The sequence below is a fragment of the Hydrogenophaga sp. 5NK40-0174 genome, from assembly GCF_040372165.1.
Classification (GTDB): domain Bacteria; phylum Pseudomonadota; class Gammaproteobacteria; order Burkholderiales; family Burkholderiaceae_C; genus Hydrogenophaga.
In genome coordinates this window covers 13,930-28,039 of record NZ_BAABWG010000004.1, presented here as the reverse complement: position 1 = coordinate 28,039, position 14,110 = coordinate 13,930, and the positions used below count along the sequence as shown (strand labels likewise).

Sequence of the window (14,110 nt, the reverse complement as noted above, 5' to 3'; positions counted from 1 at the left end):
CAATGCTCATGTCTCGATTGTTTCTTGTTGTTTGGGCGCTGGCCGCAAGTCTGCTGCTCGGCGGCTGCGGCTACAACGACTTTCAGCGACTCGACGAGCAGACCAAATCGGCCTGGGCCGAGGTGCTGAATCAGTACCAGCGTCGCGCTGACCTGATCCCCAACTTGCAGGCCATTGTTGAAGGAGAAGCTGACTTCGAGCAGGAGACCCTCACCAAGGTCATCGAGGCCCGCGCCAAGGCCACCTCTATTCAAGTCTCGCCCGACATGGTCAACAACCCGGCGGCCATGCAACAGTTCCAGGCAGCGCAGGGCGAGTTGGGTTCGGCACTGGCCCGACTGATGGTGGTGGTCGAACGCTATCCCCAGCTCAAGGCCAATCAGGCGTTCCGCGATTTCTCCGCAGAATACGCCGGCACTGAGAATCGCATTACCGTCGCGCGCAATGATTTCATTCAGGCCGTTCAGGAATACAACATTCTGCGCCGCAGCTTCCCGACCAATCTCACCGCCATGATTTTTGGCTATGAGACAAAGGCGAGCTTCACGGTGGAGAACGAAGCCGCGATCAGCACACCTCCCAAGATCGAATTTGGCTCCCAGAAGTGACGCAGTGCTGATGAGGCTGCCGACTCAGCACCTGCTCGCCGGGATCAGCCTTTTGGTGCTGGCTTGGCTGTGCCTGGCACTGCCCTTGGGTGCGCATGCCGCGAACCGCCTGCCGCTCCCTGCCATCACTGCCCACGTCACGGACCAGACAAGCACACTCAGCCCCTCACAAATAGCTCAACTCGAAGCCAAGCTCTCCGAGTTTGAGTCTCGCCGCGGCACGCAAATCATCGTGGTCATCGTGCCCACCACGCAGCCTGAGGATGTCTTCAGCTACACGCAGCGGCTGGCCCGAGCCACGGCCGTCGGGCGTGCCGAGGTCGGTGATGGGCTGGTGCTGGTGGTGGCCAAGAATGACCGGCGCATGCACATCGCCACTTCAAGAGCATTGGAGGGCGCCATACCCGACATGATTGCCAAGCGCATCATTGATCAGGTCCTGACCCCTGCATTCAGGCGCGGCGATTTTGCCGGCGGCATCAGCGCGGCCCTGGATCACCTCTTTGCCCGCGTTGAAGGCGAAGCACTGCCACTGCCGGCAGAGTCGGCCTCTTCGTCCTCTTCCTCCAGCGCCTCGTCTGAGCTCGATGGCGACACGCTGGAGAACCTGTTGTTGTTTGTCTTTCTTGGCTATCCGGTCATCCAGGCAGTGTTCCGCGGCATCTTCGGGCGCGTCTTTGGCGTCCTGGCATCGGGTGTGTTTGCCGGCGGCTTGGCCTGGTTTGTGTCCGGCGCACTCTACGTGGGCGTGGCCTTTTTCGTCATCGGCATCATCGTGGCCATCTTCTTCCAGGTGTTTGGCCTGTTCTCGGCAGCGAGCAAAGGTTCGGGCTCCCGCGGAGGTCGCTGGGGAGGCGGCTCGGGCGGCGGGTGGAGTTCGGGTGGCGGCGGTGGTGGATGGAGCTCCGGTGGTGGAGGCAGTTTCGGTGGCGGCGGTGCCAGCGGCGGCTGGTGAAGGGCTGAACACGTATGCGAACAGACGAACCCTGGCTCTTCAAACTTCTACGGCACCGCTGGAGAGACTTTTCCGACACCCGGCGCTGGGTACCGGACGACATGGCTGAGCGTCTTTCCGACCGCATCCAGGCGAGCGAAGCACGGCACACGGGAGAGGTACGGATCTGTGTAGAAGCGTCCCTGCCTTTGCACGACCTGTATCGACTGGGCAGAGATGCCACGCTCGCGACTGTCATCCGCGATCGCGCCTGGGACTGGTTTGGTGACTTGCGCGTATGGGATACCGAGCGCAACAACGGCGTCCTGATCTATCTGCTGCTGGCCGAACAGGCCATCGAGGTCGTTGCCGATCGGGCGCTCTCCCGGGCGATTGATCAACAGCAGTGGGAAGCCATCGTTGGCCGACTGGGCCAACGCCTGAAGAAGGGCGAGGTGGAGGACGGGCTGACGGCGGCGCTGGAAGAAGTGTCCGCGCTTCTGGTCGAGGCCTTTCCGCTCGGCGCTGGCGAAGTTCGTCCCGACGAGCTGCCCAATTTCGTCGTCCGGGCATAAGAGGCCCGGCGGATCCTGCCGTCAGAAGGTTGGCAAGTCCTTGCCATCCGGAGAGCTACCCGGTTTCACGTCCGACTTGAGCACGGTTCTTCCATGCAAGACCAGGTTCAGCTCTTCTTGCAAGGTCTTGTTCATCTGCGCAAAGGTGTTGAGTTTGCGAGTCGTCGCTCGCAAATGATCTGCCAGACGTTTGGACAGGGCCAGCAGAAAACGCGAGCCCACTTTGGGGTGATCGCGCAGCAAACGCATCAGCGCGGTACGGGTGAGAATGGCCACGACTGCATCGGTCGTGGCCGTGCACGTGGCTGACCGGGGTGCACCGTCGAGCACCCCCATCTCGCCAACAATCGAACCTGGCCCCATCACGCTGACGACCATGTTGTCCTTGTGACCAGCCATGGCCCGCTCCACGGAGACGTCACCTTCCATGACGAGCACCATGAAATCGTTCTTCTTGGCGTCACCCTCGGTAAACAACACGGTTCCGGCAGGCAAACGGCGTGGGCGCATGTAGCTGACGATGCGAAACCCGTCAGGAATGCTCAGGTCGTCCATGGCCGAGGCCGTCACCAGCAGACGAGCGGCGATTTCCTCAGCGGGCATCTCGGGGTTATCGGAGAACGGTGACATGGCCGTCAGCAGAAGAGAACTCGGAACGCAAAAATAGAACCAAAGGGTACCTGAACTTCGAGAACCATCATCGCACGAGGGTTCCTCATAATTCCATCGGCAAAAAAAAGACCAGCCAAAGGCTGGTCTCCTGCGAACTTCGACACGCTTGCTCAGCGCTTCTGTCGGTACTTTCGCAACGCAGCAATCTGTGCGGCCATGACGGCCAGCTCGGATTGCGCCTTGGCAATATCCAGTTCGCTGTTGGCGTTCTTCAGCGCCTCTTCGGCTTGCTTGCGGGCCTCTGTGGCCTTGGCTTCATCGAGGTCGTGTCCACGAATGGCGGTGTCGGAGAGGACGGTCACATGGTTTGGCTGCACTTCGAGAATGCCACCAGCCACGAACACAAACTCTTCATCGCCCTCGGCCTTCTCGATGCGCACGGCACCCGGCTTGATGCGGGTGATCAACGGGATGTGACCAGGCAGAATGCCCAGCTCACCCGCCTCGCCCGGCAGGGCCACGAACTTGGCCTCGCCCGAAAAGATGGACTCTTCGGCGCTGACCACATCGACGCGGATGGTGCTCATAGTTACTCCAGTTAGAAAAAGTCGAATGAAAGCAAGTAGTCGGGTGTCCGGCTAGGTGGTGCGCACATTGAGCACACCAACGACACCGGGCGCCCGAGTACGCCGCTTTAAGCGACTTTCTTGGCCTTCTCGATGGCTTCGTCGATGGTTCCAACCATGTAGAAAGCCTGCTCGGGCATGTGATCGCACTCACCATTGACGATCATCTTGAAGCCGCGGATGGTTTCGGCCAGCGAAACGTACTTGCCTGGCGAACCCGTGAACACTTCGGCCACGTGGAACGGCTGGGACAGGAAACGCTGCATCTTGCGAGCGCGGGCCACGGCCAGCTTGTCGTCCGGGGACAGTTCGTCCATGCCCAGAATCGCGATGATGTCGCGCAGTTCCTTGTAGCGCTGCAGGGTACCCTGAACAGCACGGGCCACTTCGTAGTGCTCCTGACCCACGACCAGCGGATCGAGCTGACGGCTGGTGGAGTCCAGGGGATCCACAGCGGGGTAGATACCCAGAGCAGCAATGTCACGGGACAACACGACGGTGGAGTCCAAGTGAGCGAAGGTGGTGGCTGGGGAAGGATCGGTCAAGTCGTCGGCTGGCACGTAAACGGCCTGGATCGACGTGATCGAGCCCACCTTGGTGGAAGTAATACGTTCCTGCAGACGGCCCATTTCTTCGGCCAGCGTAGGCTGGTAACCCACGGCGGAAGGCATACGACCGAGCAGAGCGGAGACTTCGGTACCGGCCAGGGTGTAACGGTAGATGTTGTCCACGAAGAACAGCACGTCACGGCCTTCGTCACGGAAAGCTTCAGCCATGGTCAGGCCGGTCAGCGCCACGCGCAGACGGTTGCCTGGAGGCTCGTTCATCTGACCGTAAACCATGGCCACTTTGGACTCGGCCAGGTTGTCGAGCTTGACGACCTCGGAGTCAGCCATCTCGTAGTAGAAGTCGTTACCTTCACGGGTACGCTCACCCACACCAGCGAACACGGACAGACCCGAGTGCGCCTTGGCGATGTTGTTGATGAGTTCCATCATGTTCACGGTCTTGCCCACACCGGCGCCACCGAACAGACCCACCTTACCGCCTTTGGCGAAGGGGCAGATCAGGTCGATCACCTTGATGCCGGTCTCGAGCAGTTCTTGCGAAGGGCTCAGCTCGTCATAGGCTGGTGGCTTGCGGTGGATGGAAGCGGTCAGTTCCTGGCTGACAGGGCCACGCTCGTCGATAGGCGTGCCCAGCACGTCCATGATGCGGCCCAGGGTGGCCTTGCCGACGGGAACCGTGATCGGGGCTTCGGTGTTGGACACCATCATGCCGCGACGCAGGCCGTCCGACGAACCCAGCGCAATCGTACGGACCACGCCGTCGCCGAGCTGCTGCTGCACTTCCAGGGTCAGTGCAGAACCTTCCATTTTCAGTGCGTCATACACGCGGGGCATCTGGTCGCGTGGAAACTCCACGTCCACCACAGCGCCGATACACTGAACAATCTTGCCTTGTACTTGAGACATGATGGGTACCTTTGTGTTTTCTCTAGATTCGTTTGTCCGCCGACCTTAAACGGCTGCGGCGCCGGCCACGATTTCCGACAGCTCTTTGGTAATACCAGCCTGTCGGGTCTTGTTGTAGACCAGCTTGAGTTCGTTGATGACGTTGCCGGCGTTGTCGGTGGCAGCCTTCATGGCCACCATGCGAGCGGACTGCTCGGAAGCCATGTTCTCAGCCACTGCCTGGTAGACCAGCGCTTCGATGTATCGCAGCAGCAAGTCATCGATCACAGCCTGTGCGTCCGGCTCGTAGACGTAGTCCCAGTCGCGACCGGATGCGCCCTCTTGCAGATCGCTGGCCGAGAGCGGCAGCAGCTGCTCAACGACCGTCTCCTGCTTCATCGTGTTGATGAACTTGGTGTAGCACAGGTACACGGCATTCAGGCGGCCTTCGGTGTATGCATCGAGCAGCACCTTGACCGGACCGATGAGCTTCTCCAAGTGAGGCGTGTCACCCAGACCCGTCACGGATGAGACGACCTGCGCGCCGATACGGTTCATGAAACCGATACCTTTGCTACCGATCGCCACGACTTCCGCCTTCTCACCCTTGCCCTTGAGCTCTTTGAGCTCATTGGTCACGGCGCGCAGCAGGTTGGTGTTCAAACCACCGCACAGGCCTTTGTCCGTGGTCACCACGACAAAGCCGGAGGCTTTGCCGTCGTTGGTTTCCATGAACGGATGGGTGTACTCCGGGTTGGCGCGGCTCAGATTGCCAGCAATCTGACGCACTTTCTCACTGTAAGGGCGAGCCGCATGCATGCGGTCCTGCGCCTTACGCATCTTCGAGGCCGCCACCATTTCCATGGCTTTGGTGATCTTCTTGGTGTTTTCCACCGATTTGATCTTGCCTCGTATTTCCTTACCTGCAGCCATTGCTACTCCTTGTTCAGGTCAATGGGCGGATCAGTACGTGCCGGTTTTCTTGAAGTCGGCGATGGCAGCCTTGAGCTCGGCCTCGGAATCCTTGTCCAGGGCCTTGTTGCTCTCCAGCTTCGACATCAGAGCTGCATGCTTGTCCTTGAGGTGAGCGTGCAGGCCGGATTCGAAGGCCAGAACCTGGGAGACTTCCAGATCGTCGAAGAAACCGTTGTTCACTGCGTACAGGGAAGCGGCCATCAGGCTGATGGACAGCGGGCTGTACTGAGCCTGCTTGAGCAGCTCGGTCACGCGGGCACCACGGTCCAGCTGCTTGCGGGTGGCTTCGTCCAGATCGGAAGCGAACTGCGCGAACGCAGCCAGTTCACGGTACTGTGCCAGGTCGGTACGGATACCGCCGGACAGGCTCTTGATGAGCTTGGTCTGGGCAGCACCACCGACGCGGGAGACGGAAATACCAGCGTTAATGGCAGGACGGATACCAGCGTTGAACAGGTTGGTTTCCAGGAAGATCTGACCGTCGGTAATCGAAATCACGTTGGTCGGAACGAAAGCGGAAACGTCACCAGCCTGGGTTTCGATGATCGGCAGTGCGGTCAGCGAGCCGGTCTGGCCTTTGACTTCACCCTTGGTGAAGGCTTCGACGTAGTCGGCGTTCACACGGGCTGCACGCTCGAGCAGGCGGCTGTGGAGATAGAACACGTCGCCAGGGAAAGCTTCACGGCCTGGAGGACGGCGCAGCAGCAGGGAAACCTGGCGGTAAGCCACAGCCTGCTTGGACAGATCGTCATAAACGATCAGAGCGTCTTCACCGCGATCGCGGAAGTACTCACCCATCGTGCAACCGGAGTAGGCAGACAGGTACTGCATGGCAGCCGAGTCAGAAGCGGTAGCGGCGACCACAATGGTGTACTCCATTGCGCCGGCTTGCTCCAGAGCGCGAACCACGTTCTTGATGGACGACGCCTTCTGGCCGATGGCGACGTACACGCAGGTCATGTTCTGACCTTTTTGGTTGATGATCGCGTCGATGGCGACAGCGGTCTTACCCGTCTGACGGTCACCAATGATCAGCTCACGCTGGCCACGGCCGATTGGCACCATGGAGTCGATCGACTTCAGACCGGTTTGCACTGGCTGGTCAACAGACTTACGGGCGATAACGCCAGGCGCAACCTTCTCGATCACGTCGGTCATCTTGGCGTTGATCGGGCCCTTGCCGTCGATCGGCTGACCCAGGGCGTTGACCACGCGGCCAACCAGCTCGGGGCCGACTGGCACTTCCAGAATGCGGCCCGTGCATTTGACGGTATCGCCTTCGGAGATGTGCTCGTATTCGCCCAGAATCACGGCACCGACGGAGTCGCGCTCCAGGTTCAGTGCCAGACCAAAGGAAGGCACGCCTTCGCTGTTGGCGGGGAATTCCAGCATTTCGCCCTGCATCACGTCCGAGAGGCCGTGCACGCGCACGATACCGTCGGTCACGGAAACGACCGTGCCTTGGTTGCGAACGTCGCTGGAGGTGTCGAGACCCTGGATGCGGGACTTGATCAGTTCAGAGATTTCTGCGGGATTGAGCTGCATGACTCTTTCCTTATTTCGTAAATGGGTATGCGGGCGAGGCCGATGTTTCGGCCATCAGGCCGTCAGCGCAACTTTCATTTGTTCCAGACGGGCTTTGACCGAGGTGTCGAGCACCTCGTCGCCCACCACCACACGAACGCCACCGATCAGCTCGGGCTGCACTTCAACCTTGAGGTTGAGCTTGCGGCCGAAGCGCTTTTCGAGCACGGCACCCAACTCACTCAGAGCAGAGGCATCAATGTCGAAGGCGCTGTAGACGATGGCATCAGACGTGCCCTGCTGTGCGTTCTTGAGCACCTGAAATTGCGCTGCAATTTCGGGCAACACGTTCACGCGACCGTTTTCGATCACGGTACGCAGGAAGTTCTGACCAGCAGCGGGCAGCTCTGTCTTGATGACGCCGGTGATCACGTCGAAGACCTGTTGATCGGACGTGTTCGGGTCGTCAGCAAACTGAAGCAGCTGCTCGTTGGCGGCAATCGCCGCGAGCGCTTCAACCCAGCCAGCCATACTGGCAGCATCGGCTCCGGCTGCTTTGAACAGCGCTTCGGCGTACGGGCGGGCGATGGTGGCAAGTTCAGCCATGTTCTACCTTCGAAATGCCTGTGCGGCTTTATTTCTAAGAGGGCGTTCGTTCGGTGCGGACGCGCTGGATCAGAGCTCGGCCTTGAGGCGACCAAGCATGTCAGCGTGCGCCTTGGCGTCCACTTCGCGCTGGAGGATCTGCTCGGCGCCTTTGACGGCCAGTGCAGCGACTTCCTCACGCAGCGATTCGCGGGCCTTGACGACCTGCTGATCAGCTTCCTGACGGGCAGCGTCCACGATCTTGGCAGCTTCGTCGCTCGCGCGAGCTTTGGCTTCCTCGATCATGGTCTGAGCCCGACGCTCGGCATCAGCCAGACGGGTGGCGGATTCGTTGCGCGACTTGCTCAACTCCTCTTCCACTCGCTTGTTGGCCACGGCCAGCTCGGACTTGGCCTTTTCGGCAGCAGCCAGACCATCGGTGATCTTTGCAGCACGCTCGTCGAGTGCCTTGGCGATCGGTGGCCAGATGAACTTCATCGTGAACCACACCAGAATCGCGAAGACGACGATCTGTGCAAAGAGGGTTGCATTGATATTCATCGCAACACCTTTCTGTGTGTAAACAAGAGTGGTGACACCATTGCTGTGGCGCCAGCAGCAAGCCGGCCGTGGTCACCCTTGAACGGGATTGTTTGAAGGTTCAAGGAGTGACCCCAACCCAGGCTGCCGCGCGCGGCAGCAACACCTATTACAGCGTGAAGGGGTTGGCGAAGGCGAACAGCAGAGCGATAGCCACACCGATCAGGAATGCAGCGTCGATCAGACCGGCCAGAATGAACATCTTGGTCTGCAGGTCATTCATCAGCTCAGGCTGACGTGCAGACGATTCGAGGAATTTGCCGCCCATGAGCGCAATACCGACAGAAGCGCCAATAGCACCCAGACCGACGATGAGACCGCAAGCCAGAGCGACAAGACCCAGAACGTTTTCCATGATGACTCCTTTAGATGAACGGAAAGTTGAGTTGGGGAAAGTAAGAAAGAGAAAAATCTCAGCTAACGGCCAGTGATGTCGGGATTGACAGTGATATCACCAGCCGTGTTGCATCAGTGTGCGTCGTGCGCCTGACCCAGGTAGATCAGCGCCAGCATCATGAAGATGAATGCCTGGAGCACGATCACCAGGATGTGGAACAGCGTCCAGATCGTGCCAGCAATGACGTGGCCGACGAAGAACAGACCGCCACCCAGGGACAGGGAAGCATAGGCGCCGAGCAGCGCAATCAGCATGAACACCAGTTCGCCAGCGAACATGTTGCCGAACAGTCGCATGCCGTGCGAAACCGTCTTGGCGACGAACTCGATCATTTGCATGAGGAAGTTGGTCACTCCCAGCAGCAGTGCCCAAACAGGGTTCTTGCTGGTGCCGAACGGTGCAGTCACGAGCTCGTGAGCCCAGCCGCCCAGGCCTTTGATCTTGATGTTGTAGACCAGGCAGAGCAGCAGAACGGACACCGACAGACCCAGGGTGGTGGACAAGTCAGCCGTTGGCACCACGCGCAGGTAGGCGTGGTGAGGGTCGTGACCAGCAGCCGCATAGGCGCCGGTCCACATTTGAGGCAGCAGGTCGACCGGAATCATGTCCATGAAGTTCATCATGAAGATCCAGCAGAAGACCGTCAGGGCAAGAGGTGCGATCAGCTTGCGGCTCTGGGCGTTGTGGATCACGCCTTTGGCCTGGTTGTCGACCATCTCGACCAGAATTTCCACGGCAGCCTGGAAACGACCAGGACGGCCAGCAGTGGCCTTGCGCGCAGCCAGCCACAGAACGAAGCAGGTCAGCGCACCCAGCAGGGAGCTGATGATGACCGAGTCGAGGTTGATCACCGAAAAATCGACGATGAAGCCCTGCTCGTGATTGGTCAGGTGGGTCAGGTGGTGGCGAATGTACTCGCCCGGGGTAAGTGAACCTTCTGCAGCCATGTTTTGTGCTTTCGCGCCAATCAATTCAACAAAAAACTATCGCTTCAGGGGTGAACGGGTCTGGAGCCACAGCCCCAGCCAATGCACCTTCAGCGTCAACACCAGCCCGACCAGCAGGCCGAGCCAGTTGAGGTCGGGGACCACCAGCGGCGCTGACCACAACATGGCCACCGCCAGCAAAACCTTGATCCCTTCCCACAGCAATAAACCTGCGAAGGCGGCGTTTGCCGCACTCCGCCACAGACGGGCCGTCGCGCTGGACGTCAAACCCCAGGCCATCACGGCCGAGGGCAGCGCCACCGCTGCGGAGCCATAGATCACAGACCAGGCCACAGATGCCGGCTGAACCAGCATCCAGGCCAACGCGGCTGTGATCAAGCCCGTTGCCGACTGCATCATCACCAGCTTCCAGATGGATGTCTCTGGTTGCCTGGCGCGCCACTGCTGCGCTTGTTCGCGCGTCAGCGGCTTGAAATCGGAGTCTTGCTCCCCATCTTCCCATTTGTCTGGCGCCGGACCGGGCGATGTCGTCATGATCTCGTCCTGCGTTCTCTGGCACCATTCGAGTGGAAAAGCCTTGATTTTTCAAGGTTTTTTCCGCCGACCAGCAGCCTGGTTACAAATGATTGCGGGTTTGCAAAGCCGCCCATTATACGTAGAAACCCGGTCATAAAGTCAAGCCTTGCGGAACGCTTTCGCATACACCGACGGGCGGCGGGATAATCCGTATACGGATCCAAGAGGCCCCTTCAAGACAGTTATTGGCCATGAACACCCCCCCAGACATTCCAGCCGACCAGTCCCTGATCGAGTACCCATGCCGCTTTCCCATCAAGGTGATGGGCGCGCACACTGAAGAATTCTTCAGCGCCATGGTCATCATCGCGCAGGGGTTTGAGCCCGAATTTGATGCCACCAGCGTCGAGCGCCGCCCCAGCAGAAAGGGCAACTATCTGGGTTTGACACTCTCGATTCATGTCACCAGTCGCGAGCAGCTCGACGAGGTCTATCGAACCTTGACCACGCACCCGCTGGTGAAATACGTGCTCTGACACCCTGCGTTACTTCAGGTATCGACCATGGTGGCCACGCCTTCCGACCCGCACATGATCACGCACTGGCTGGGCCGCACGCCCTACCAGGCGTGTTTCGACGCGATGGTGGATTTCACCCAGCGCCGGCAGCCCGATACCGACGACGAGCTGTGGATGTGCGAGCACCCACGCGTGTTCACCCAAGGCCTGGCCGGCAAGGCCGAGCATGTGCTCGATGCAGGCGGCATTGATGTGGTGCAGACCAATCGCGGCGGCCAGGTGACCTACCACGGGCCTGGTCAGGTCGTGGCCTATCCGCTGGTGGACCTCAAGCGAGCCGGCTATTTCGTCAAGGAATACGTCTACCGCCTGGAAGAAGCCGTTATTCGCACTTTGGATCACTTTGGCGTCACGGGCCACCGCGTGGCGGGTGCTCCCGGTATTTATGTGCGCCTGAATGACCCCGGCAACCACTCCCCTTTGCCCCAGCGGCCACAAAAAGGAGCGACTGGAGCGGGCGGCGCCGGGCCGGACTTTGACGGCCTGGGCAAGATCGCGGCGCTGGGCATCAAGGTCAGCCGCAACTGCACGTATCACGGCCTCTCGCTCAACGTCGACATGGACCTGGCGCCGTTTGAACGCATCAACCCTTGCGGTTACGCAGGTTTGCGCACCGTGGACCTTTCTACAATCGGGGTTCAGACCCGCTGGGATGACGCCGCGCAACTGCTGAGCCAAAAGCTCACTGCGCTGCTCGCCCCCTGAACGCAGCACACTGCCGTCAACCGTCGTTTACCGCCGTACACCGCGCCAAAAGCGCCGCCCTCCTCTTATGACTACCCGCAGCACCCCCACCACCGTTCACGAAGCGCAGCCGGCCGAGCAATACAACGCGAGCGCCAAGCAAAAGAGCCAGGCCAAGACGGCCCGCATCCCGATCAAGGTGGAAGCGGCACCGGTGCTCAAGAAGCCCGAGTGGATTCGCGTCCGTGCGGGCAGCCCCACCACGCGCTTCTATGAAATCAAGGACATCCTTCGCAGCAACAAGCTGGTAACGGTGTGCGAAGAAGCGAGCTGCCCCAACATCGGCGAGTGTTTTGGCAAGGGCACGGCCACCTTCATGATCATGGGTGACAAGTGCACCCGCCGCTGCCCCTTCTGCGATGTGGGCCATGGTCGCCCCGACCCGCTGGACGTCGACGAGCCGCAAAACCTGGCGAAGACGATCGCCGCACTCAAGCTGAAATACGTGGTGATCACCAGCGTGGACCGCGACGACTTGCGCGACGGCGGTGCAGGTCACTTCGTGGAGTGCATCCAGAAGACTCGCGAGCTTTCACCCGAGACGCAGATTGAAGTGCTGGTGCCCGATTTCCGTGGCCGCGACGACCGTGCGCTCGACATCCTCAAAGCTGCGCCACCCGACGTGATGAACCACAACCTGGAAACGGTGCCGCGCCTGTACAAGCAGGCCCGCCCCGGCAGCGACTACGCCTTCAGCCTGAACCTGCTCAAGAAGTTCAAGGCCTTGTTCCCGAACGTGCCAACCAAGAGCGGCATCATGGTCGGCCTGGGTGAAACCGACGAAGAGATTCTCGAGGTGATGCGCGACATGCGCGAGCACAACATCGAGATGCTGACCATTGGCCAGTATCTGGCGCCATCAGGCCACCACCTGCCGGTGCGCCGCTACGTGCACCCGGACACCTTCAAGATGTTCGAGGAAAAAGCCTACGAAATGGGCTTCACGCATGCAGCGGTCGGGGCGATGGTGCGTTCGAGCTACCACGCCGACCAGCAGGCGCATGGCGTGCTCAACGCCGACAAGGCAGGCTGAGCCGCCAGCGAAGAGGCCCCAACCGGCTCAGGCCTTGGGCTGCATCTTCTCCCAGGCCGTCATGGCTTCGGCCGCGTACATCAAGGCCGGACCACCGCCCATGTACACGCAGACCGAGAGCATCTCCTCGATCTCGGCACGCGTGGCCTGCAAGCGGTGCAGCGCCTTGACATGAAATCCGATGCAGCCGCTGCAGCGTTGCGTCACGCCAATGGCCAAGGCAATCAGTTCCTTTTGTTTGGCGCTGAGCGCACCATCGGTGATGGAGGCCTTGGCCAACTGTCCGAAACCAGCCATGGCATCGGGTTGCGATTTGCGAAACGGGGCCAGGCTCTGGTTGATGTCGGCAATCAGGCCGCTGTGATCAAAGGTGCTCATCGGATGTTTCCTCGGAGAAAATCAGTCAAAAGCGAAACCGCATGAAGCGAAAACGCACAAGGCGAAATGACACAGGCGGCACGCCACCCATGAATACTGAGGGCAGTATCCAATTCATCAACGATCACCGCTTTGCGATGGATCAAGCCAAGGCATTGGCGCCATGAAATCGACCGCCAATCTGTTGGCGCTGGGCGCCGTGGTGCTGTGGGCCTCCCTGGCGGCACTCGGCGTGGCCTTGTCGCATGTACCGCCGTTTCTGCTCACGGGGCTGGGCTTGCTGGTGGGCAGCCTCATTGCGCTGCCCTTGTCGCGCTTTGACCTGCGCACCTGGAAGGTGCCGCCCGCCACGCTGCTGATGGGCGTGTACGGCTTGTTCGGGTTTCACTTCCTGCTCTTCATTGCCCTGCGCCACGCGCCACCGGTGCAGGCCAACCTCGTCAACTACCTCTGGCCGCTCGGCATTGTGGTGATGGCGCCCTGGATACTGCCCGGCGTCAGCCTGACCCGCCGCCACGTGGCCGCCGCCCTGACCGGCTTTGCCGGCGCAGCTCTGGCCATCCTGGGGCGAGACAGTGGCGGTGCTTCGGTTGGCGACGGCGCGCCGCTCTGGGCTTGGGGCTATTTGCCAGCCATGGCATCTGCCTTCATCTGGTCGACCTACTCGCTGCTCACCAAGCGCGTGCGCCCATTCCCCACAGCAGCGATTGGCGGCTTCGCGCTGGTCTCTGGCGGGCTTTCACTCGCTTGCCACTGGGCGCTGGAACCGGCCGTGACTCTCAGCGCGCAAGACTGGGCCTTGATCGCCCTGCTGGGCCTGGGCCCTTTGGGTGGTGCCTTCTTTCTCTGGGACGCGGCACTCAAACGCGGCGATGCCCGGCAGATCGGCGTGATCAGCTTTCTCACGCCCTTGCTGTCCACCTTTGTGCTGCTGGCCCAGCAGGGACAGACGCCCAACGCGTCCATCGTGCTCGCTACGGTGTTGATCGTGGGGGCGGCGGTGGTGGCAACGCGGGCGCGCTGA

General features: G+C 60.4%; 18 protein-coding genes. 7 read left to right on the top strand and 11 right to left on the bottom strand.

Annotated features, from left to right (window positions below; translation table 11 throughout):
• The first annotated feature begins 8 nt into the window (after positions 1-8).
• The 3 genes from ABWV89_RS13500 to ABWV89_RS13490 all read left to right on the top strand — a co-directional run bounded on the left by ABWV89_RS13500 (position 9) and on the right by ABWV89_RS13490 (position 2,117).
• Positions 9-608: a LemA family protein gene (locus ABWV89_RS13500; protein WP_502903214.1), complete on the top strand. Its 600-nt coding sequence runs from the start codon at positions 9-11 to the stop codon at positions 606-608.
• A gap of 10 nt (positions 609-618) precedes the next feature.
• Entirely contained in the window at positions 619-1,563 is a 945-nt protein-coding gene (locus ABWV89_RS13495; RefSeq protein ID WP_353397660.1) for a TPM domain-containing protein, read from the top strand.
• A 101-nt stretch (positions 1,564-1,664) separates the two neighbouring features.
• Positions 1,665-2,117: a TPM domain-containing protein gene (locus ABWV89_RS13490; RefSeq protein WP_353397657.1), complete on the top strand. Its 453-nt coding sequence runs from the start codon at positions 1,665-1,667 to the stop codon at positions 2,115-2,117.
• A gap of 21 nt (positions 2,118-2,138) precedes the next feature.
• Here the strand turns inward: ABWV89_RS13490 and ABWV89_RS13485 are convergent, their stop codons facing one another.
• From ABWV89_RS13485 to ABWV89_RS13440, 10 genes are all read right to left on the bottom strand, one after another.
• Complete coding sequence (locus tag ABWV89_RS13485; protein WP_353397654.1) at positions 2,139-2,747, bottom strand: cyclic nucleotide-binding domain-containing protein; 609 nt, start codon at positions 2,745-2,747, stop codon at positions 2,139-2,141.
• Between the two features lie 152 nt (positions 2,748-2,899).
• Complete coding sequence (locus tag ABWV89_RS13480; RefSeq protein WP_353397651.1) at positions 2,900-3,316, bottom strand: F0F1 ATP synthase subunit epsilon; 417 nt, start codon at positions 3,314-3,316, stop codon at positions 2,900-2,902.
• Positions 3,317-3,423: 107 nt separating this feature from the next.
• Positions 3,424-4,830: a F0F1 ATP synthase subunit beta gene (atpD, locus tag ABWV89_RS13475; RefSeq protein WP_353397648.1), complete on the bottom strand. Its 1,407-nt coding sequence runs from the start codon at positions 4,828-4,830 to the stop codon at positions 3,424-3,426.
• 45 nt (positions 4,831-4,875) lie between these two features.
• The gene (gene atpG, locus ABWV89_RS13470; RefSeq protein WP_353397645.1) at positions 4,876-5,742 is read right to left on the bottom strand and encodes a F0F1 ATP synthase subunit gamma; all 867 of its coding nucleotides are present in this window, start codon (positions 5,740-5,742) and stop codon (positions 4,876-4,878) included.
• A gap of 30 nt (positions 5,743-5,772) precedes the next feature.
• Complete coding sequence (gene atpA / locus ABWV89_RS13465; protein ID WP_353397642.1) at positions 5,773-7,329, bottom strand: F0F1 ATP synthase subunit alpha; 1,557 nt, start codon at positions 7,327-7,329, stop codon at positions 5,773-5,775.
• Positions 7,330-7,383: 54 nt separating this feature from the next.
• Entirely contained in the window at positions 7,384-7,914 is a 531-nt protein-coding gene (locus ABWV89_RS13460; protein WP_353397639.1) for a F0F1 ATP synthase subunit delta, read from the bottom strand.
• A gap of 69 nt (positions 7,915-7,983) precedes the next feature.
• Complete coding sequence (locus ABWV89_RS13455; protein WP_353397636.1) at positions 7,984-8,454, bottom strand: F0F1 ATP synthase subunit B; 471 nt, start codon at positions 8,452-8,454, stop codon at positions 7,984-7,986.
• Positions 8,455-8,602: 148 nt separating this feature from the next.
• A complete protein-coding gene (atpE, locus tag ABWV89_RS13450; RefSeq protein ID WP_353397633.1) occupies positions 8,603-8,848 on the bottom strand; it encodes a F0F1 ATP synthase subunit C in 246 nt (81 codons plus the stop codon).
• 113 nt (positions 8,849-8,961) lie between these two features.
• Complete coding sequence (gene atpB / locus ABWV89_RS13445) at positions 8,962-9,837, bottom strand: F0F1 ATP synthase subunit A (protein WP_353397630.1); 876 nt, start codon at positions 9,835-9,837, stop codon at positions 8,962-8,964.
• Positions 9,838-9,873: 36 nt separating this feature from the next.
• The gene (locus ABWV89_RS13440; protein WP_353397628.1) at positions 9,874-10,371 is read right to left on the bottom strand and encodes an ATP synthase subunit I; all 498 of its coding nucleotides are present in this window, start codon (positions 10,369-10,371) and stop codon (positions 9,874-9,876) included.
• A 233-nt stretch (positions 10,372-10,604) separates the two neighbouring features.
• Here ABWV89_RS13440 and ABWV89_RS13435 point away from each other — a divergent pair, with 233 nt between their 5' ends.
• The 3 genes from ABWV89_RS13435 to lipA all read left to right on the top strand — a co-directional run bounded on the left by ABWV89_RS13435 (position 10,605) and on the right by lipA (position 12,708).
• Positions 10,605-10,889 carry an HP0495 family protein gene (locus tag ABWV89_RS13435; protein WP_353397625.1) on the top strand — a complete coding sequence of 95 codons (285 nt, stop codon included), beginning with the start codon at positions 10,605-10,607 and terminating at the stop codon, positions 10,887-10,889.
• 27 nt (positions 10,890-10,916) lie between these two features.
• Complete coding sequence (lipB, locus tag ABWV89_RS13430) at positions 10,917-11,636, top strand: lipoyl(octanoyl) transferase LipB (RefSeq protein ID WP_502903211.1); 720 nt, start codon at positions 10,917-10,919, stop codon at positions 11,634-11,636.
• Between the two features lie 67 nt (positions 11,637-11,703).
• Positions 11,704-12,708 (top strand): lipoyl synthase, encoded by a 1,005-nt coding sequence (gene lipA, locus ABWV89_RS13425; RefSeq protein ID WP_353397622.1) that lies wholly within the window; start codon positions 11,704-11,706, stop codon positions 12,706-12,708.
• A gap of 27 nt (positions 12,709-12,735) precedes the next feature.
• Here lipA and ABWV89_RS13420 read toward each other — a convergent pair whose 3' ends face one another.
• Entirely contained in the window at positions 12,736-13,086 is a 351-nt protein-coding gene (locus ABWV89_RS13420; protein WP_353397620.1) for a carboxymuconolactone decarboxylase family protein, read from the bottom strand.
• Between the two features lie 163 nt (positions 13,087-13,249).
• On the opposite strand from ABWV89_RS13420, the gene ABWV89_RS13415 reads away from it, so the two are divergent.
• The gene (locus tag ABWV89_RS13415; protein ID WP_353397617.1) at positions 13,250-14,110 is read left to right on the top strand and encodes a DMT family transporter; all 861 of its coding nucleotides are present in this window, start codon (positions 13,250-13,252) and stop codon (positions 14,108-14,110) included.

What these genes read in the sequence shown, in the direction of transcription:
- atpE (WP_353397633.1), bottom strand. Translation starts at nt 8,848, where the DNA reads ATGGAAAACGTTCTGGGTCTTGTCGCTCTGGCTTGCGGTCTCATCGTC.
- atpA (WP_353397642.1), bottom strand. Translation starts at nt 7,329, where the DNA reads ATGCAGCTCAATCCCGCAGAAATCTCTGAACTGATCAAGTCCCGCATC.
- ABWV89_RS13460 (WP_353397639.1), bottom strand. Translation starts at nt 7,914, where the DNA reads ATGGCTGAACTTGCCACCATCGCCCGCCCGTACGCCGAAGCGCTGTTC.
- lipA (WP_353397622.1), top strand. Translation starts at nt 11,704, where the DNA reads ATGACTACCCGCAGCACCCCCACCACCGTTCACGAAGCGCAGCCGGCC.
- ABWV89_RS13440 (WP_353397628.1), bottom strand. Translation starts at nt 10,371, where the DNA reads ATGACGACATCGCCCGGTCCGGCGCCAGACAAATGGGAAGATGGGGAG.
- atpB (WP_353397630.1), bottom strand. Translation starts at nt 9,837, where the DNA reads ATGGCTGCAGAAGGTTCACTTACCCCGGGCGAGTACATTCGCCACCAC.
- ABWV89_RS13420 (WP_353397620.1), bottom strand. Translation starts at nt 13,086, where the DNA reads ATGAGCACCTTTGATCACAGCGGCCTGATTGCCGACATCAACCAGAGC.
- ABWV89_RS13455 (WP_353397636.1), bottom strand. Translation starts at nt 8,454, where the DNA reads ATGAATATCAATGCAACCCTCTTTGCACAGATCGTCGTCTTCGCGATT.
- lipB (WP_502903211.1), top strand. Translation starts at nt 10,917, where the DNA reads ATGGTGGCCACGCCTTCCGACCCGCACATGATCACGCACTGGCTGGGC.
- atpG (WP_353397645.1), bottom strand. Translation starts at nt 5,742, where the DNA reads ATGGCTGCAGGTAAGGAAATACGAGGCAAGATCAAATCGGTGGAAAAC.
- ABWV89_RS13415 (WP_353397617.1), top strand. Translation starts at nt 13,250, where the DNA reads ATGAAATCGACCGCCAATCTGTTGGCGCTGGGCGCCGTGGTGCTGTGG.
- ABWV89_RS13500 (WP_502903214.1), top strand. Translation starts at nt 9, where the DNA reads ATGTCTCGATTGTTTCTTGTTGTTTGGGCGCTGGCCGCAAGTCTGCTG.
- atpD (WP_353397648.1), bottom strand. Translation starts at nt 4,830, where the DNA reads ATGTCTCAAGTACAAGGCAAGATTGTTCAGTGTATCGGCGCTGTGGTG.
- ABWV89_RS13480 (WP_353397651.1), bottom strand. Translation starts at nt 3,316, where the DNA reads ATGAGCACCATCCGCGTCGATGTGGTCAGCGCCGAAGAGTCCATCTTT.
- ABWV89_RS13490 (WP_353397657.1), top strand. Translation starts at nt 1,665, where the DNA reads ATGGCTGAGCGTCTTTCCGACCGCATCCAGGCGAGCGAAGCACGGCAC.
- ABWV89_RS13495 (WP_353397660.1), top strand. Translation starts at nt 619, where the DNA reads ATGAGGCTGCCGACTCAGCACCTGCTCGCCGGGATCAGCCTTTTGGTG.
- ABWV89_RS13435 (WP_353397625.1), top strand. Translation starts at nt 10,605, where the DNA reads ATGAACACCCCCCCAGACATTCCAGCCGACCAGTCCCTGATCGAGTAC.
- ABWV89_RS13485 (WP_353397654.1), bottom strand. Translation starts at nt 2,747, where the DNA reads ATGTCACCGTTCTCCGATAACCCCGAGATGCCCGCTGAGGAAATCGCC.